13 protein-coding genes are annotated in these 18,756 nt (G+C 45.6%); 6 read left to right on the top strand and 7 right to left on the bottom strand.

The window, feature by feature from the left end:
* Positions 1–12: 12 nt before the first annotated feature.
* Together AC3RV5_RS09350 and AC3RV5_RS09345 are read right to left on the bottom strand one after the other, a co-directional pair.
* Positions 13–627: a c-type cytochrome gene (locus tag AC3RV5_RS09350; RefSeq protein WP_489731651.1), complete on the bottom strand. Its 615-nt coding sequence runs from the start codon at positions 625–627 to the stop codon at positions 13–15.
* The gene (locus AC3RV5_RS09345; protein WP_489731650.1) at positions 617–2,206 is read right to left on the bottom strand and encodes a flavin monoamine oxidase family protein; all 1,590 of its coding nucleotides are present in this window, start codon (positions 2,204–2,206) and stop codon (positions 617–619) included. Before AC3RV5_RS09345 ends, AC3RV5_RS09350 begins: the two co-directional genes overlap by 11 nt.
* Positions 2,207–2,492: 286 nt before the next feature.
* Between AC3RV5_RS09345 and AC3RV5_RS09340 the strand changes: the two genes are divergently transcribed.
* Complete coding sequence (locus tag AC3RV5_RS09340; RefSeq protein WP_489731649.1) at positions 2,493–3,491, top strand: LysR family transcriptional regulator; 999 nt, start codon at positions 2,493–2,495, stop codon at positions 3,489–3,491.
* 4 nt (positions 3,492–3,495) lie between these two features.
* Here the strand turns inward: AC3RV5_RS09340 and AC3RV5_RS09335 are convergent, their stop codons facing one another.
* The 4 genes from AC3RV5_RS09335 to nagZ form a co-directional block, all read right to left on the bottom strand.
* Positions 3,496–3,822, bottom strand: a complete 327-nt coding sequence (locus tag AC3RV5_RS09335; protein ID WP_489731648.1) for a YunC family protein — start codon at positions 3,820–3,822, stop codon at positions 3,496–3,498.
* A 261-nt stretch (positions 3,823–4,083) separates the two neighbouring features.
* Positions 4,084–5,451, bottom strand: coding sequence for a rhodanese-like domain-containing protein (locus tag AC3RV5_RS09330; RefSeq protein WP_489731647.1), 1,368 nt, complete (start codon positions 5,449–5,451; stop codon positions 4,084–4,086).
* Positions 5,452–5,787: 336 nt separating this feature from the next.
* Positions 5,788–7,164: an SLC13 family permease gene (locus tag AC3RV5_RS09325; RefSeq protein WP_489731646.1), complete on the bottom strand. Its 1,377-nt coding sequence runs from the start codon at positions 7,162–7,164 to the stop codon at positions 5,788–5,790.
* 131 nt (positions 7,165–7,295) lie between these two features.
* Positions 7,296–8,306, bottom strand: a complete 1,011-nt coding sequence (nagZ, locus tag AC3RV5_RS09320; RefSeq protein ID WP_489731645.1) for a beta-N-acetylhexosaminidase — start codon at positions 8,304–8,306, stop codon at positions 7,296–7,298.
* Positions 8,307–8,497: 191 nt separating this feature from the next.
* On the opposite strand from nagZ, the gene nadK reads away from it, so the two are divergent.
* From nadK to AC3RV5_RS09300, 4 genes are all read left to right on the top strand, one after another.
* Entirely contained in the window at positions 8,498–9,373 is an 876-nt protein-coding gene (gene nadK, locus AC3RV5_RS09315; RefSeq protein WP_489731644.1) for an NAD(+) kinase, read from the top strand.
* Positions 9,374–9,466: 93 nt separating this feature from the next.
* The gene (gene recN / locus AC3RV5_RS09310) at positions 9,467–11,140 is read left to right on the top strand and encodes a DNA repair protein RecN (protein WP_489731643.1); all 1,674 of its coding nucleotides are present in this window, start codon (positions 9,467–9,469) and stop codon (positions 11,138–11,140) included.
* A 114-nt stretch (positions 11,141–11,254) separates the two neighbouring features.
* A complete protein-coding gene (locus AC3RV5_RS09305; protein WP_489731642.1) occupies positions 11,255–11,611 on the top strand; it encodes an outer membrane protein assembly factor BamE in 357 nt (118 codons plus the stop codon).
* A 646-nt stretch (positions 11,612–12,257) separates the two neighbouring features.
* Positions 12,258–14,576, top strand: a complete 2,319-nt coding sequence (locus AC3RV5_RS09300; RefSeq protein ID WP_489731641.1) for a methyl-accepting chemotaxis protein — start codon at positions 12,258–12,260, stop codon at positions 14,574–14,576.
* A gap of 88 nt (positions 14,577–14,664) precedes the next feature.
* Here the strand turns inward: AC3RV5_RS09300 and AC3RV5_RS09295 are convergent, their stop codons facing one another.
* A complete protein-coding gene (locus tag AC3RV5_RS09295) occupies positions 14,665–14,901 on the bottom strand; it encodes a hypothetical protein (RefSeq protein WP_489731640.1) in 237 nt (78 codons plus the stop codon).
* Between the two features lie 589 nt (positions 14,902–15,490).
* Here AC3RV5_RS09295 and AC3RV5_RS09290 point away from each other — a divergent pair.
* On the top strand, positions 15,491–18,676 hold the full coding sequence (locus tag AC3RV5_RS09290) for a response regulator (RefSeq protein ID WP_489731639.1): 3,186 nt from the start codon (positions 15,491–15,493) through the stop codon (positions 18,674–18,676).
* Positions 18,677–18,756: the final 80 nt, after the last annotated feature.

The following is an 18,756-nucleotide window of genomic DNA, read 5'->3' as shown; positions in this document are numbered from 1 at the left end:
TAACTCCTAATATTAATTAAGTTGACTGATATAAGCGGCGAGAGCCGCCGCATCGGGATCTGACTTCACCAAACTGCTCGCTGCTTGCATTTGTTGCCCGTAGACATCCCCAGACTCGGAGCCGCGAATGCCTAAACGAAAATGATTGATTTGAGTCAGTAAATACCAATCGTTTAGACCATGTAAACTGGGTGCACCAAGGGTTTCATTACCCGATGCATCACCGTTGTGGCAGGCTGCACATCCCTGATACAAGCTTTTCCCAGCTGTTATATCGCCGCCTATGGTGGCTTTGGGTTTGGGTGATTCTGTTTGAGCTATCCACTGGGCAATGGCGGTAATATCCTGATCCGATAAGTGCGCCACCATCGACTTCATCTCGCCACCTGGTAAATCATTCACATGGGCACCACGCCTACCTAGTTTGAAGTTCAACAATTGACGTTCAACGTACCATTGGGATAAACCGCTCAATCTTGGGGCACCTATGTTGGCATTTCCTTTCAATTGACTGCCATGGCACACAGTGCAGTACTCCAAGCCCACTGGTGTAGGTGCTTCTGAGGCCTGCAAGGTACCTGTTGCACCGGCAAATATAAGGGTGAAAACAGTAGACTTAAACGACATGGCTGGCTTCTCCACTGCTATTTTTAGAATTAACTAAGCGATTAAATTGTTGTAATGCTTGCTCACTGGATGCCAGCGCCCCTTCTTGCCAGCCACTGTGGTGACTGATCTGGTCACCAATCATAAAGTGACGGCCGTCAGGTTTTTGCAGCAACGGATAATATTGATCGAAATCTTCTGGACTCATGTGCATACCACAGCCCATTTGATGATTCATACGCGCCCAAGGAATACTGATGCCGTTTTCGATGTATTTGCTGTAACCCGGATGAATTTTTTCGGCCTGTAAGGCACCTGCGGTCAGGCGCTCTGCTGGTGTCATCTTTTCAAACATGGCACTGACCTTGGGATCCCAGGTATACGCACCCAACAAGATGCCTTTGGGCGCATGGATGTCGTGAGACGGGTACCAGAGTTGTGAGATAGGTTCTGTGGTGTAACTGATGCCACCGTAAATGCCGTCACGCTCCCAGAAGCGCTCACTCATTTGGTAAGCAATTTTAAACAAATGCCCCCGCTTGATGCTATTCAACGCCGATTGATAAGTCGGTGTGAAGTTGTTGTCGATGCCCGCCATAAAATAGGCTGGTATATTATTGAAACAATAATCCGCCTGCACGGTATGCAGTTTGCCGCCTTGTTCGTAGGTGACTTCTACCCCTTGCTCACGGTTATAGATTTTTTTGACTTGGGCATTTAACACCGCCTCAGTCTTTAAATGGCGCAAGAAACCTTTCACCACACCATCCATTCCACCTACTGGCTCCATAAGCGGTTCGCACCAATCATAGAGTTCTGCACCTAATAAGCCGCCGTACCAAAATTGACTATCGAGCATGGCTTTTAATTCGATGGGCGCATGGGGTATAGGGAACTCAAGCATGCGATCGCTAATTGACCCTGCCCGCCCACTGCCTATGTATTTTCCGTTTTCTGTCAGGTCGCCGTAGGTCTGAGAAAACTTCATTAATTTGGCAACATCATCTTCGCTTAAAAGTTGGTCGTAATGACGGGAGTCAGCGGATTTCCATAGCAATTCTGACATCAAACCACGCACATCCGTGTGATATTCGATGATGCGTTTAGGTTTACCTTCCAGGGATTTATCATCGTGAAAATACGCCATCTTGCTGCTATTGGCTTTGATCTGTAATGGCACATTCAGTGCCCTGCAATAGTGCAGTAATCGTCTATGGTGGCCGGGTATACGTGCCGGTCCACAATTAAAAAAAAGATTTTCCTGTTTATCAAACTGACAAATTTGCGGGTTACCCATTTCATCAATTTTATCGCCATTACGAACGGTTAAATTTCTGCCGCCCACCCGAAATGACGCTTCAAGAATAGTGCAATGAATTCCGGCTTTTTCTAATTCAAGTGCCGTGGCTAATCCCGCCACTCCCGCCCCGAGAATAAGCGCAGTTTGCTGCTGATCGTTGGCCGCAGGCTTAATCCTAACCGGGCCGCCGTAGCTATCATCAGGCATTAAACCTAAGGCTAAACCGGTTTTAAGTAATGCCGATGCTCCACCGGCGGCCCCTACATAATTTAGAAATTGTCTTCGCGTAATATTTAGCATAAATGTTGTGACTTATTTCCTAAGTGAGTGCTGCTTAAAACAAAATAAAATCAGGCGCTTATGCTAACGATACGAACGCCAAGGCAGAACTCACAATAATGTTGTGCGGCCCCATATTTTTTTTATAGCCTAGTTAGTTTGGCAGCCAAACAAGTGAAAAAAGCGCACGTACAGGACAACTTGGAGAGTATGAAAGCGCACTGGTAAAGCGCGGCGGCATCAAATTTGCTTTACAGGGTTATTAGCAAAATGACTTATGTTGTAACAACATCATTTTAGGTAGTTAATGAACACCAAACAGTTAGAATATTTTTTAGCCACAGTCGAACAAGGCAGCATCTCAGGCGCAGCCAAAATCCTGGATGTGGCGCAGCCCGCGATCAGCTTACAACTGGCCAACCTAGAGCATGAACTGAAAATAAAGCTATTTGAACGTAGTTTTCGCGGTGTCGAACTCACCGAGGCCGGTAGCCAATTTGAGGCACATGCACGCATTATTTTAAGCCAGATCAACACCGCCAAAATAGAGCTAATTGGCCAGCAAAAAGAATACCGCGGTAAGGTGGTGGTTGGTCTGAGCCAATCTATCTGTAATGTCTTGTCTATCCAATTACAGACTGAATTAGAGCATCGTTTTGCCAACATAGAATTGTCTTTTCGGGTTGGGCCATCCTATATGGTAGAGAATTGGCTCGCAGAAGAGCAAGTTGATATTGCCCTGTGTTACAACCCACAAATTGATGAAACCCCATCAAATAACTTGGCGTTGATCAGCGAAAAGTTATATTTATACATTTCACCGCGGCCGCAAAACCCTTCCTACAGTGAACTGTCGATGTATGGCTCTATTGAGTTTGAAGCGCTGCAACATTACGAAATATTCATGCCTGACAGGAGAGACGCCCTGCCCCAGCTGTTATTTGAACAAGCCGACAAATTAGGTATTAAACTAAAAACCAAAAATGCCTTTGGTCAGTTAATGACCACTCTGCATTATGTTTCTCAGGGCTTTGGCTTAGCTATTTATCCTTCCTCTGCCACGTGTCATTTAGAAACCAGCAAGCAAATAAGAGCGATAGATATCATTCAACCGCAAATGCAGCGCGAGGTCTATTTACGTATGTCACAGCGAAAACGTCAAAGTGCCCCCGTCACTGCAGTGTATGAGCTTATCCGTGAAACCACCGCCAATTTGCATGCACAGCATAATTGGCGAGGCACACTGTTAGATGCCAAGTACCGTCACCCCGCGCGGCTCGATATTGTAGGCATGGCGACTGGATAAGCCGCTAACGCATCAGTTCAAGAGCTTGCATACCGCTCATGCCTATTTCTATCCCCAACAGGCTTGCGGCTTGGGACACGCCAAGAACTGGTTTAGCCAACATATCGGTGTGATTGTAAACCCCTGATACAATGGCGCAGGCTTCCCCTGTTTTGTTACAGGTGTTGACATCAACATAACCACAGGCGAGTACCCCTTTCTCTCCTTGCACTATTAACAAAGGCAACTGGAGTTCAATACGCTCACGTTTTAACGCCCCCCAGGCAAATGATCCTGCGTACAAATTAGGCGCAACTAACAGACTGACCATCACTGTCAATGCTTTAACCATAGACTATTTATCCCCGAAAATATGAACATAACAAAAGTTAGCTAACGGAACTGCAGAATTAATGCCAACAATACGTGCCAAGATTGATAAGGCCGGCGGAGCAAATGCAGGATTTTACCTGCACCAAATTGGGGGATACGCACAGAAACGGGTTACGGCATGAATGGGCAATTTAGCCTAACAATAAGAAACAGGTCAGGCCGACAATAACGGAGATTAAAAAGCTTAAAATGGCCCCTTCTTTTACCATATCCTGCCTATTTACGCTTTTTCAACGGGATAATCCTGTGCTTGCCATGCGCCCATGGAGCCCATAAACACTTTTACATGAGTAAAGCCATTGGCTTGTAAATACGCTGCGGCCACGGTTGCCCGCATGCCACTGGCACACATAGTGATATAGCTGTCTTGCTCTGAAAGCCCGCTGAGTTTATCCGCTAAGTGCCCCAGAAAAACATGTTTACTGTCGCCTATATGGACTTGCTCATACTCTGTCACTTTTCGGACATCCAGCACAGTCCAATCTTCTTTGATAAGATGCTTTACTTGTGGCGCATTAACTACGCTTAGCGTCGCAAAATCCCCACCGCTGGCCGCAACTTCAGCCAGATTTCCTGAAAAGTAATAAACACAATTATCAAAGCCAATTCGAGCGAAATGTAATGCCGCGCAACTTGCCATGTTCTGATCGTCAGCGATGATAACTAGTTTATCTTTGGCATCAAATAACCAGCCGCCGTAGGCGGTAATCATACTAACTGGCAGACTAAAGCTCTTAGGTATGTGCGCACCAAGGTACGACTCTATGTTGCGCACATCAACTAATGTGTATCCTTGCTGGTACATCTGAGCAAGTTGTTTGGCCTGCAACGGTGACAAAATCCGCGGAGTTGCATAGGCAGAGGCGCCTTGCATGTTGAGCCGTTCCATTTCGGCAAAATAAGGCGGAATATAATGATGTTCAGCAACTTTTTTTTGAATAAATTCGGCGCGATCGGCAATGCCCATTAAGGGGTTATTATTTATCTCGTGTTGCACAGTTGAAAACTCACGTTCGGCCATACCATCACCACAAACTGAACCTGCTCCATGGGCTGGATAGATGATTGCCGCAGCTGCGCGAGCTTTAATTTTTTGCAAACTGTCGTAAAGTAAACCAGCAACATGCTGACTTTCCTGTGGGTAAAAGTCAGTCCGCCCCACATCGCCCACAAACAAGGTATCACCCGTAAAGATACCAACCGGTCCATCGTCGAAATCATTATCAAATACTAATATGCAAATACTGTCCTTGGTATGCCCCGGGGTTTCTAATACTTCCAAGGTTAAGCTGCCAATATTGACCTGGTGCCCCTGTTTGACCGTTGCAGCATATTTAATGTCGCCATCAGCATTGGGCCCATGTAATACCTCTGCTTTACAGAGTTCTGCAAGTATGGGGGCCCCACTGATTAAGTCTTCATTGCGATGAGTTTCAAAAATATGGGTTATGCGACATTCGTTTTGATTGGCGATATCAACATAGATATCGATATCCCTACGCGGGTCGATGACAACCGCATTGCCCCCTGAAGCTAGAATATAAGATAGATGCGCTAATCCAGGTGTTTTGATAGTTCTTAGAAACATAAAAAATCTCCTCGCTTTCAATATAAAATAATAACGTCCAATTCGATGAACTTTAGGTAAAGCAAGAAAAATGCCTATTTACGATTACCCTGAGTCACCGCTAGTGGCAAACCTCTGCAGGCGCTAAATAGTGGCTTGGTAAATAGTATGTGACTAGAAGTAGTGCGTGAAAACGTGGGTAAGTGAGGCTCTGTCAGTCAGACGAAACGAGCAAAACCAGTGCCTCTATATGAAAATATTTCCCAGATTTCAGGATCATAAAAGCGCATAAAGTGTCGAGCACTTGAAAATCAAGCGGGTGACGAATTCCTGGTGCGCAATGTCTGAGTTCGCAATTTAGCCTAACAATAAGAAACAGGTCAGGCCGACAATAACGGAGATTAAAAAGCTTAAAATGGCCCCTTCTTTTACCATATCTTTAATCTCAATAGCCCCGGTGCCATAAGCAATGGCGTTGGGTGCGGTGGCAACCGGCAACATAAAGGCGCAGCTGGCCGCCATGGCCGCGGGGATCATAAATAAGGCCGGCTCATTACCAGATGACACCGCCGCCACTGCCAAGATAGGCATCAACAAGGTGGCCGTTGCCGTATTACTGGTGATTTCAGTGAGGTAGGTGACAATCAAACAAATCGCTAAAATCACCATCACTAAAGGTAAATGGGTTAAACCGAGCAACCACTGCCCTAAAATTTGACTCAAACCCGATGCGCTAAACCCTTTGGCTAGGGCAATACCGCCAGCAAACAGCAATAAAATACCCCACGGGATAGTTTTCGCTGTGTCCCAATCGAGTAAACGGCCGCCTTTGCCGTTGGGGATTAAAAACATCACCACCGCAGCAGTGAGCGCCACAGTACTGTCACCAGCATAGGGAATATTCAAAATGCCACTCCAGCCGCCAAATGGCTCGTTGCGAGTGATCCATGCCAATGCCGTCAGACCAAATACCCACAAAGTGCGGGATTCTTCTTTACGCCACTGCCCAAGTTTAGGCAACTCAATATCATGTTCCAAGGTGACATTACGGGTTAACCACAATGCGATAATAGGTAAGCTTATGGCTACCACCGGCAGCCCTACTTTCATCCAGGCTAAAAAACCAAATTCTTGACCGGTTTGTTCTTCATAAATACCGGCGAAGATCACATTAGGTGGTGTGCCAATGAGTGTGCCTAATCCGCCAACACTGGCGGAATAGGCTATACCCAATACAAGAGCGACTTTTAACTTTGGGTTGTCAACATGGCTTAATATCGCCAAGGCCATTGGCAACATGATCAGGGTAGTCGCGGTGTTAGAGATCCACATACTCAAAAAGCCTGTGGCGATCACAAAACCAAATACTAATCGCTGTGCGCTGCTGACCCCCACCATACGCACCATATAAACCGCTAAACGCTCATGGGCGCCGCTGCGTTCAAGTGCAGTAGAGAGCATAAATGCGCCCATAAGCAGCAAAATAACATGGCTTCCCAGAGCTGAAGCAGCATCTCCATGGTCAATTACACCAAACATAGGCAGCAGCGCAAAGGGTATGAGAGAGGCTGCAGGAATGGGAATGGCTTCCGTTACCCACCAAATTACCGTCAATAATGTAATAGCCGCAGTAATCCCAGGTAGATAAGCCACCTCGTATGCCTGCAAAAAGTAATAAAATGCCAGCGCTAATAGTGGCCCAATGAGGATAAAGTGCTGCCGATTCAATTGCATATGGATTCTTATTATTAGTAAAAATTAAAACGCGCTCAGCCTAACACCAAGCGCTTAATACACCCTTAGTTGGCCACACAATATTCGCTTAATAACGGCAACGGGGATTATTCAGTCGGTTGCCCCAGGCACTAAACATAAAAGGTGTCGAGTACACGCTGAGCCGCAATATATTGTGGGCTGTTTTTTAGGGTATTGAAATTATCAAAGGGGGACTTAGCCAAGGTTAATAAACGTGGATTTGCCCGATACTGGCTTGGCAGACTGTCTATCACTTGGGCTGCACCATGGGGGTTATTACACACCAAAACCATATCACAACCCGCTTCAAGGGCGGCTTCTGCCCGGGCGGCAAAATTACCGATAAAGGCTGCGCCTTGCATCGACAAATCATCGGAAAATACTACCCCTTCAAAACCTAGATCTTTGCGCAGATGCTGCTCTATCCAGATTTTGGAAAATCCTGCGGGCATGGAATCGACCTCGGGATAAACCACATGGGCAGGCATAACAGCATCGAGTAAACCCTGTTGATGGATCTCTTTGAATACCCGCATATCCAGGGCCGAAATTTCTGCCAGGCTACGTTTGTCTACCGGCATGGCAACATGTGAATCCTCTTTTACATTGCCATGACCGGGAAAATGTTTGCCGGTAGATTTCATGCCTGCTCGGTGCATGCCCTTAATAAAAGCGGATGCCAGCTGAATTAAAATCTGCGGTTGCCCGTGAAAGCTGCGATCACCTATAACTTGGGAAATGCCATCGAGATCCAATACTGGGGCAAAACTGATGTCGATATCAAACGCCAGACATTCCGCCGCCATTAACCAGCCGAAGGAGTCACAATATTGCAATGCCAGATCCATATTCTGCTCTGCGCCCTGATAAATAGCGCCCATGGCTGGAATGCGGCTAAAGCCTTCACGAAAACGCTGTACCCTGCCCCCTTCGTGATCCACCGCTATGAGGAGTTGATTGCGAGCAGCCTGGCGAATTTGGCCGATCAGCTCAGTAAGTTGACGCTGATCATGGTAGTTGCGGCTAAACAAAATGAGCCCGCCTACCAAGGGATGGTCCAGTAACTCTCTTTCCTCAGGCGTGAGTTCACAACCTGATACATCTAACATCAACGGACCCATGTATATAGTTCTTAAAATAAAGCGAATAAAAGACACTATAAAAGAAGGCTACACAGAACAAAAGCGCGATTTTCAACACCCGGTTGCAAGGACGACCTCTAAGATAAAGCAGACACGCTATGAACGAAAATTATGACTTTGTGCAGTTAGCATGATTATACTAACGTAAGTTGTTTTTTTGATGAGTTGATATGGACTTTCACACCGTTGGATTGATAGGTAAAAAAGCCCATCAAGGGGCTAATTTGAGCTTACAAGCCCTGATTGTATACTTAACAGAAAAAGGCTGCCGGATCATTGTTGAACAAAGCAGTTCGTCGCAGTTGCCTGGCAACGGTTTTGAAATCGCCGATCTGGACACTATTGGTACCCAAGCCGATTTAGCCATAGTCGTGGGAGGCGATGGTAATATGCTTGGCGCAGCCCGCATATTAGCAAAATACAATGTGGCTGTGGTGGGCATTAACCGCGGCAACTTAGGTTTTTTGACGGATATCAATCCAGATGATTTTGTCTCTCAGTTGGACTCAATATTCAGCGGTGACTGCCAGATTGAACAAAGATTTTTACTTGAATTAGAAGTCTATCGCCACGGCACGTTACAAAGTACAGATTCGGCAGTTAATGAAGTAGTAGTGCACCACGGCAAGGTAGCGCACATGATGGAGTTTGAAGTCTATCTGGATGAAAACTTTGTTTATAGCCAACGCTCAGATGGCCTTATTGTAGCCACCCCTACAGGCTCTACTGCCTACTCATTAAGTGGCGGCGGCCCCATTCTCACGCCCAACCTGGATGCCCTAACCTTGGTGCCTATGTTCCCCCATACATTAAGCTCCCGGCCGATAGTGGTGGATGCCAACAGTATAGTGCGCATGAAAATATCACCGGATAACAAAGACAACCTGCAAGTTAGTTGTGACAGTCATATAGTGCTGACCGTGTTACCCGGCGATGAAATAGTGATCCGGAAAAACCCTGCCAGGTTATCCCTTATTCATCCTAAAGATTATAATTATTTCAACGTATTACGTACAAAGCTGGGCTGGGGCAGCAGACTTTATTAAGGCCTAGCCCACCGTTATTTTTCATCCAGCACTGGACAGCCTGAAAAATATGTATATATTTACAGCTACTGTATATATAAACATGTGTTGCCTATGTTACTTCATTTATCAATTCGTAATTTTGCGGTGGTCAAATCGCTAGACATAGATTTGGCCAAAGGCATGACAGCTGTAACCGGCGAAACCGGCGCCGGGAAATCTATTTCCGTGGATGCCTTGGGGCTGTGCCTGGGGGACCGAGCGGAGGCTGGCTTGGTGCGTAACGGCGCAGCCAAAGCAGAAATATGCGCGACGTTCGATGTCGCAAATTTGCCTTTTGCCAAGCAGTGGTTGATCGAAAATGATCTAAATGATGAAAACGAATGCCTTATTCGCCGGCTTGTCTCGAGCGAAGGGCGCTCCAAAGCATACATAAACGGTACCCCGGTGGCCTTGCAACAATTAAAAATACTCGGCCAGTTCCTACTCAGTATTCATGGCCAACATGCCCATCAGCAAATTTTAAAAAGCGAGAACCAGCGCGAATTACTGGATAATTTTGCCGAGCACAGCCCCTTATTGACCAAGGTTGCCCAGTGTTATAGCCAGCTACAACAAAAGCAAAAACAATATCAGCAACTGCTGGCCAGCCAGCAACAGCGCGCTGATCGACGACAGCTGTTAGCCTATCAGGTCAGTGAATTAGATGAATTCGCTCTAGGGGATGGGGAATTTCAAGAGCTGGAAAACGAACATAAAAAACTCAGCCACAGTCAGACCTTGTTGGAACAAACCCAACTGAGTTTTTATCAATTGTACGAAGCCGATGATTTTAATGCGTTATCTGCGGTGCAAAATAGTCTGGAGCGTTTGACCGAGTTGCAACAGCATGATCCGGCCCTGGGCCCCATAGTGGGGCTGTTAAATGAAGCCTCGATCCAGATAGATGAAGCGGCCCAGGAATTACGCGCTTACACTGACCAGCTTGAAATTGATCCCATGAAAATGCAGCAAGTCGAGGCGCGCTATTCTTTGGCCCTGGAGTTTGCTCGTAAACATCATATTCAGGCAGAAGAATTATATGCCTTTCACCACCAGCTTAACCAAGAGTTCTCACAACTGGCAGGCGATGACAGCTTGCTTGAAGAGTTAAAACACGAGCTGGTGCAATGCGAACAATATTACTATCAAAGCGCTGAAAAACTTAGCCATTCCCGCGCCCTGGCCGCCAACAAGTTGGCCAAGCAGGTAGAAGTGGAAATCCATAAAATGAACATGGCTGGCGCCGTGTTCAAGATTGAAGTTGAACATTTAGCCCAGTCAATACCACAAAAGTCGGGCCTGGACAGCGTGCACTTTAAAGTATCGACCAACCAGGGCCAGCCTATAGATAAAATTGAAAAAGTAGTATCAGGGGGAGAGTTGTCGCGTATAGGCCTAGCCATACAAGTGATTAGCTCACACCACAATCAGGTGGCGACCATGATTTTTGATGAAGTCGATACGGGGATCAGTGGCTCTACAGCTTCAGTAGTGGGTCACTTGCTACGTAAACTGGGGGAAACAACCCAGGTCATTTGTGTGACGCATTTACCCCAGGTAGCGGCAAGGGCCCATAATCAGATGTTTGTCACCAAGTTCAGTGACGGCAAAACCACCGAAACCCATATGATTTCTTTGCAGGAAAATGAACGAATTGAGGAGTTGGCACGTCTACTAGCTGGAGACAAACTGACGGATTCTGCCATTGCCAATGCCAGAGAGTTACTACAAATAAGTAATTCTTAACAATTATGCATTGATTAGCCTGTCTGGGCTGGGTTAGGATGCTTCGCCTATTGGCCCACTAGCCAAATGCTAGCAGAGTCATAATTTACCTTACAGCTGAGATAGTAGATAAGAATGAAGTTTAGAAATTTATTGGTAGTGATCCTGGCCATAAGTACGTTGTCCGCCTGTGCCGACTGGATTTATCGCATTGACGTTCCCCAAGGTAACTTTTTGGATGAAAAAGACGTAAAAAAATTGCGCATCGCCATGACCAAAGAGCAGGTGGTTTATGTTCTTGGCAAGCCGGTAGTTGAAGATTCATTTGATCACGATACCTGGTATTACCTATATCAAATGAAACGCGGTATGGCAAAACGTGGCAAGGATTTCCGCAAAGAGCTTAAAATCAGCTTTGTTGACGACAAAGTCAGTGAAATCGCAGGCGATTTCGAATTGTCAGAAGATTTTAATACCCCGCTGGATCAATAAAATATTGTTCAGGCTTGGCTGACTTGCCAGGCCTTCATGCTTTTATCTGGTTGTTCCTGCTTATTTAAATATGCACCACTGGCGTTGAGCTTTCCCATCAGCACAATCAGCCACAAGGCGCTGGTACTTATATTACCTTACTCAGTAAACCTCCTGGCTTCCCCCCGTTTTACCTTCAACAGTAAAACGCCAAACGCATGCTAATTGTTATAAGCCACACTAAGCACAAGATTTACAGCACACGTTATAGCGCTTGGCAATAAAACAATGTTAATGCAACCCTCTGCGGCACGGCATTATTAACCAGCACGAGCTCAAATTTTAGATATCCAAATAGTGGCGTACTGTATTATTCCCCTGATCTTGATTGTTTATTCAATACCATTTAAGCATTTGAAGTACCTCTATATTTATTAAAAACAGTTTAACATAACACTCCACTTTCATCGCTGTGAGTTTACTCACTCTCAGAGGTAACCTGTCCTGTACTGTTGGTCCAGGGCAGTATTTGGCGGTTTCTTCACTGTTTGATTTCGTCTATTAAGACTCAAGTTTTATCGATAATTGCCGAAACTTAGATTGATATGTGAACCTTTTCTGTTAAGGGCTTTTTGTATAGTCGGTTACGTTTAAATAGGTGAAGAATGTGGGAATTAAATCAAGACTTATAACGGTGTGTTCAGCTCTGGCCATCCTTCCTTTAGTCGCTGCAACAGCTATTCTCGAATATGTAGCAATAAACAAGGCCTCTGACGCCATTGAAGATGCGGCTAGTCGACAGCTCATTTCGATCAGTAACATTAAAAAGAATCAGATTGAGGATTATTTTAATACGATTGGTGCTCAGGTGCAGACCCTTTCTTCAAGTACTATGATTGTTAATGCAATGGGTGAGTTTAAGACAAGTTTCAAAACAATTAGCCAAGATGCAGACATCGACCATATGCGCGGCGAACTTGCTAAATACTACACCAAACAATTCGGTGTTAAATATAGTAAATTGAACAATGGAGTCTCGGCGGGTCCCCAAGAATTGCTTAGCCGGATTGACGATGAATCGGTTGTCCTTCAGTACTATTATATTCAGCACAACTTGCATGCATTAGGTAACAAGCACAAATTAGATGCCGCTAGTGACGGTTCTGCCTACAGTCGGTTGCATGAAATATACCATCCACCGATCCGCGAGTTCCTCGAAAAATTCGGTTTCTACGATATTTTTCTAGTTGATAGTGAGACAGGAGATATTGTTTACTCAGTTTATAAGGAATTGGACTACACAACGTCATTGCTCGATGGGCCTTATGCCAATTCCGGTATCGGTGAAGCCTTCCGTTCTGTACGCGAAGTAAGCAAGAGTGATTCGCTTACCTTGACCGATTTTGCTTCTTATACACCATCTTATGAAGCGCCTGCATCATTTATCGCCTCACCCATTATCGAAAATGGCAAAAACATTGGGGTATTGATATTCCAGATGCCTATTGACCGCATTAATTCGGTAATGACGAACGGTGAAAACTGGCAAGAAGCGGGTTTGGGGGTGTCTGGTGAAACCTACCTGGTCGGTGAAGATATGACACTGCGCAGTCAAAGTCGCTTTTTTATTGAAGATAAACCCGCGTATCTTGCCGCGTTGAAAAGTGCGGGAGTAAGTCGAAACGTTCTGGATGAGATTGATAGTAAAAACACAGGTATTGGACTGCAAAAGATAGACAGTGAATCAGTAAAACAGGCCATTAACGGTACCAGTGGTTACCACCTAATTGAGGATTATCGTAACGTACCAGTATTATCAGCTTATACGCCAGTCAGTATTCTAGGCATGAAATGGGGAATGATTGCTGAAATTGATGAGCAAGAGGCCTTTCAAGCAACGAGTGAATTGGCCATTAGTATGCTCACAACTGCGGTTATTATTTGTTTGGTTATTGCAGCGGTTGCTGTAACAATTAGTGTCTATATTGCCTTAGGCCTTGTAGGCCCTATTGTGGCTTTAAGTAACGTTATGTCTAAAGTTGAGACAAATAATGATCTAACATTGCGCAGCCCCAATCAGTCAAAAGATGAGATCGGTACTATGGCCAGTACTTTTAACAGCATGTTAGCAAAATTTGAAAAATTGATTCGGCAGGTCAACGGATCGTCCTTACAACTGGCAGCCGCGGCAGAACAAGTCTCCGCTGTCGCGGTTGATAGTGGTAGAAATGTTAATCAGCAACTTAGTGAAACTGAACAGGTAGCCACTGCTATGAGCCAAATGGCAACAACCGTTCAAGATGTTGCACGTAGTGCAAATTCTGCGGCTGACGCTGCGCACAATGCTAATGAAGAAGCAGACAAGGGTATGGAGGTAGTTCAGACTGCCTCAAATACAATTAAACAATTGGCTAGTGATGTTGAAAGTGCAGCAAATACGCTGCATGAACTAGAGTCACATAGCGACAATATCGGCAGTGTGCTGGACGTTATTAAAGGCATCGCTGAACAAACTAACCTGTTGGCATTAAATGCGGCGATAGAAGCAGCCCGTGCGGGTGAGCAAGGTCGAGGTTTTGCTGTAGTAGCCGACGAAGTGCGGACACTTGCCAGTAGAACTCAGCAATCCACGCAAGAAATTCAGGAGATGATCGAAAGACTTCAGGCAGGCTCCAAGCAGTCAGTATCAGTGATGGAAAATGGTCGAAATCAGGCGCAAAAAGGTGTTGAACAGGTATCTGAAGCTGCAGACTCACTGACTGAAATATCGACTGCGGTGGCGATAATAAATGATATGAACGCTCAAATTGCAAGTGCAGCGGAAGAACAAAGCGTAGTAACTGAAGAGATGAACCGCAATATTATCAATATCAATCAAGTCTCTGAGCAAACTGCAGTTGGCGCTGCACAAACGATTTCAGCAAGTGAAGAGCTTGCCCGTCTGGCGAGTGATTTACAGAGTCAAATTAGCCAATTTAAAGTTTAATTGTTCCTGATTACTCACAATGTTCAGCCATTTTGCAGTAGATGTCTCTATAAACCTTGAGTTTACAGGGGTTAATCAAAATAAAATGCTAGGTTTGCTGAATTAGCATCAAGCTCAGATACAGTTGATGACCTCTGTTGATAATATTTTTAGGGCGATGGTTTGCAGCTAAGCTGGGGATCATAGGTAATGTTTGGGTGGCAAAATCAACAGAAGGGATCATGTTCTCGGATAAGCCAAGCTTGACGCGTTCGGCTATACCTAGAAAATACCTTTCCCTCACGGCCGCCAGCCAAGACATTAAACCTCCAATTAACGTCAACATTATCAACCATTAATTCTGGAGGACGGCACCGATAACGGGCTTTAAAGCAATAAATAGGACAGCCATTAGGCATTGCCTAAGGAAAATATGAGGCGCAGTGTCAGAATGTTAACGCGAAACGGTGCCAGGTTGCTAAATGATGTTTTTTTGATTCTACATTTGCATCATTAATATATGTATGCACGGTCAACCCTGCCCAATGAATAGGTAATTTATTAACCGTTCATTGCGCACAAACTGCCGCGTTGCATTAAGTTGGCTGCCAATATAACCATTAATAGACATTAAAAAATGGCAAAGGTAGCCTGAATTGAATCAAAAATAAAAGGCAGTGATGAAAGTAGCTAAACAAGTTTCACAACGTCTATTAATTTGTTTGGCAAAGAAGTAAATATAATCTGGCCACCTGATCAATACATTGGACCTGGAGACGGCAGATTTACGGGACCTGGCTGTGAAGCCTATAAATTTAAACTCATTCAGCCCGGCTCAACCTGCCAGCTGCAATTCACTTATACTGGGCCGCGAAATGCTGCCAACGGTACTGCTTTTCAAGCGGGTTGTTAAGGTATAACTAAGGACTTCACCTATGGCTAAAAGTTTTACTTTTGGACTTCGCGCGAAAACGACACTGGTTTTAGGTGGGCTGATAGCCATTGTGCTGGTCGTCATCAGCTATACCAGCAACTGGCAGTCTAGACATCTGGCCGAAACCAAAGTTCTTGAACTGGAGCAGAGTAAGTCTTTTGTGCTCAAAAATGCCATTGAAGTGGCGTTGGAAAATCAAAATCAGAACCTGTTAGCGCTGCGTGATGTGCCGCCTATCCAAGCCATCATACGAGCCCGTGCCAATAACGGCGTTGATCCCATAAGTGGCAATACGCTAGACCAGTGGCGTCAGCGTCTGACGATAATTTTGTTAGCCTTTGTGAACAACCATCACGAATATCAGCAAATAAGGTTCATCGATGTAAAGGGTGATGAATTGGTGCGAGTTCAGCGCTTCGTGGATGGTGACGTAGGAGTGGTCCCAGAGAATGCCCTACAGAACAAGGCTGACTCACCTTATATCACAGAAACAATCAAATTAAGAGCTGGAGAAACCTATTACTCTGATGTCAGCCTAAACCGGGAATATGGTGCCATTCAGGTCCCTTATCTTCCGGTATTAAGAATGGCGACGCCCGTTTTTGCTGCCGACGGCTCAGTATCGAGTGTGATCGTATTGAATTTATCTACAGAGCGACTTTTTGCAGGCATCACATCCGGGGAGAAGGGAGTGCTGCGAGATATCGTGGATGATCAGGGGTTTTTCATCAAAAGTGCCGATGCGTCGAAAACCTTTGGTCATGACCTGGGTCTCGACTATAAATTAAGTACTGATGAACCTGATATGGCTCAAACCATTCTCGGTCAGGATTCATTCATTAGATATGATAAAAACGAAAAAGAATTGGAAGGATTTGAAAAAATATTTTTCTCACCACAAGATCACAACCGTTACTGGGTGCTGACCTTCCATATCCCTGAAAAGCTGGTATTTTCCGACATCACCACCTCCCTGCAAAGAATACTGATGTTCAGTTTACTCATCGGCATTTTATCCATTGTATTTATTATCTGGTTTGTTTCACGAAAAATATTGACCCCGGTAGTGACCATGGCGGCAGTGTACGAACGTTTTAAAGCCGGCGATTTAACGGTTCGTCTTGATACGGCATCCGTTAGTGATGAAATTCTTACCTTGTATCAGGGCATCAACACCTTTGTGGAAAATCAGCAGCAGGCGACTATCCTGCTGGAGAATGAGATGGCTGTGCAGGCCAAGCGACTTTCAGCCGTTATCGATAATATTGTGGACGGCATTGTTACCATTAGTGAGCACGGCATTATCGAATCATTCAACCCCGCCGCAAGAAAAATTTTCGGCTATAGCGACAAAGAGGTCATTGGTCAGAATTTCAAAATACTGATGCCACTGGCTCATCATACAGAGCACGATAGTTATCTGGATAACTATCGCAATACAGGTGAGAAAAAGGTGATCGGGGCCGGACGCGAAGTTATCGGCCAGCGCAAGGATGGCTCAACTTTCCCCATGGAGTTAGGCATTAGTGAACTTAGTGTTGACAATGTCAGGCATTTTGTCGGCATCATCCGAGACATCACTGAGCGCCGCCATGCCGAAGCGGCTCTAAACAAGGCCAAACTCACGGCAGAACAAGCTAACCTGGCCAAGAGCGAATTCCTTGCCAATATGAGTCATGAGATCCGCACGCCGATGAACGGGGTGATCGGCATGACCAACTTATTGCTCGACACACCGTTAAACCAGGAGCAATTCAACTTCGCCAAAATTGTCAAAAGCAGCGCCAAATCGCTGCTTGCCATCATCAATGACATCCTTGACTTTTCCAAAGTAGAGGCAGGTATGTTGGAGATGGAAGCCATTGAATTCGACATAGGTTTGCTGATGAACGATTTTGGCAGCAGTATTGCTGTGCGCGCCCATGAGAAAGGGCTGGAGTTAATCTGTCCGGCGAATCCGATACAACATCATTGGTACAGCGCCGACCCCGGACGTATTCGTCAAATTCTCAATAATTTGGTTGGCAACGCCATCAAGTTTACTGAACATGGCGAGGTAGCGGTATATTATAGTGTGCAACAGCAGACTGACACACATACAAAAGTTCTCATTGAAGTCACCGATACAGGCGTCGGTCTGAGCGCTGAACAGCAGGCCGGGCTTTTCGAACGCTTCAGCCAGGCTGATGGCTCTACCACCCGTAAGCACGGCGGCACAGGGCTTGGATTGGCAATCAGCAAACAACTGGTGGAACTGATGGGGGGTGAAATCGGCATTAAAAGTACTGAAGGTATAGGTACGACTTTCTGGTTCACTCTGGATCTTGCCAATGCTAAGCCCGAGGTACAGAACGATTCTGTGGCTGATCTGCACGGACAGAAGATCTTGGTAGTGGATGATAACCATACCAACCGCACCTTGCTTGGGCATTTGTTAACCAACTGGCAGGTAGAACACACCTTGGTCGACAGTGCTAAGGTGGCCCTCGAAAACCTTGGCGCAGCGGCTGTGGACAAACGTCCCTACAGCATCGCGATAGTCGATATGCAGATGCCGGAAATGGATGGAGCCCAGTTGGGAGCAGCGATCAAAAACGATAACGCCCTGACCAACATCCACCTGGTGATGCTCACATCCCAAGGACAACGGGGCGATGCAAAGAAACTCAAGACGGCGGGATTTAGCGCTTATCTCAATAAACCTGTCAATCAATCCATTCTTTACAACACGCTATTAAGAGTAGCGGGGCTAAATACTGATGATGCGCCTCTGATTACGGCATACAGCGCCAGTGTAATACCCCAGTTCAATGCCCGAGTGCTGGTAGTAGAGGACAATATCATCAACCAGATGGTAGCCCAATCAATGCTTGAAAAATTCGGCATACACGCCGACTTGGCTGCTAACGGTGAAGAAGCGTTGATAGCCCTGGAGAATTTACCCTATGAGCTGGTATTCATGGATTGTCAAATGCCGGTGATGGACGGCTTTGATGCCAGCCGTAACATTCGCGATCCGCGATCTAAGGTGCGTGATAATGCAGTGCCAATCGTTGCCATGACAGCCAACACCATGCAGGGCGACCGTGAAAAATGTCTTGCTGCAGGTATGAATGACTTCGTCTCTAAGCCGGTGGAGGCACAGAAACTTCAGCAAATACTGGAGTTCTGGTTGCCAAAGGATTAATCGGAATATACCAGGCGCTAGCATATACACAACAACAAGTACCATGACGGGTTACTGAAGTGATAGACAGTGTTTGTTAC

It is taken from the genome of Paraglaciecola sp. IT1134 (genome assembly GCF_058068185.1).
The sequence above is the reverse complement of the archived record's forward strand: the minus strand, read 5'-3'. Positions and strand labels throughout refer to the sequence as shown.

Coding starts and splice junctions, on each gene's coding strand:
- AC3RV5_RS09350 (WP_489731651.1), bottom strand. CDS start 627: ATGTCGTTTAAGTCTACTGTTTTCACCCTTATATTTGCCGGTGCAACA.
- nadK (WP_489731644.1), top strand. CDS start 8,498: ATGGACTTTCACACCGTTGGATTGATAGGTAAAAAAGCCCATCAAGGG.
- AC3RV5_RS09325 (WP_489731646.1), bottom strand. CDS start 7,164: ATGCAATTGAATCGGCAGCACTTTATCCTCATTGGGCCACTATTAGCG.
- AC3RV5_RS09290 (WP_489731639.1), top strand. CDS start 15,491: ATGGCTAAAAGTTTTACTTTTGGACTTCGCGCGAAAACGACACTGGTT.
- AC3RV5_RS09305 (WP_489731642.1), top strand. CDS start 11,255: ATGAAGTTTAGAAATTTATTGGTAGTGATCCTGGCCATAAGTACGTTG.
- AC3RV5_RS09330 (WP_489731647.1), bottom strand. CDS start 5,451: ATGTTTCTAAGAACTATCAAAACACCTGGATTAGCGCATCTATCTTAT.
- AC3RV5_RS09295 (WP_489731640.1), bottom strand. CDS start 14,901: ATGTTGACGTTAATTGGAGGTTTAATGTCTTGGCTGGCGGCCGTGAGG.
- nagZ (WP_489731645.1), bottom strand. CDS start 8,306: ATGGGTCCGTTGATGTTAGATGTATCAGGTTGTGAACTCACGCCTGAG.
- recN (WP_489731643.1), top strand. CDS start 9,467: ATGTTACTTCATTTATCAATTCGTAATTTTGCGGTGGTCAAATCGCTA.
- AC3RV5_RS09335 (WP_489731648.1), bottom strand. CDS start 3,822: ATGGTTAAAGCATTGACAGTGATGGTCAGTCTGTTAGTTGCGCCTAAT.
- AC3RV5_RS09345 (WP_489731650.1), bottom strand. CDS start 2,206: ATGCTAAATATTACGCGAAGACAATTTCTAAATTATGTAGGGGCCGCC.
- AC3RV5_RS09340 (WP_489731649.1), top strand. CDS start 2,493: ATGAACACCAAACAGTTAGAATATTTTTTAGCCACAGTCGAACAAGGC.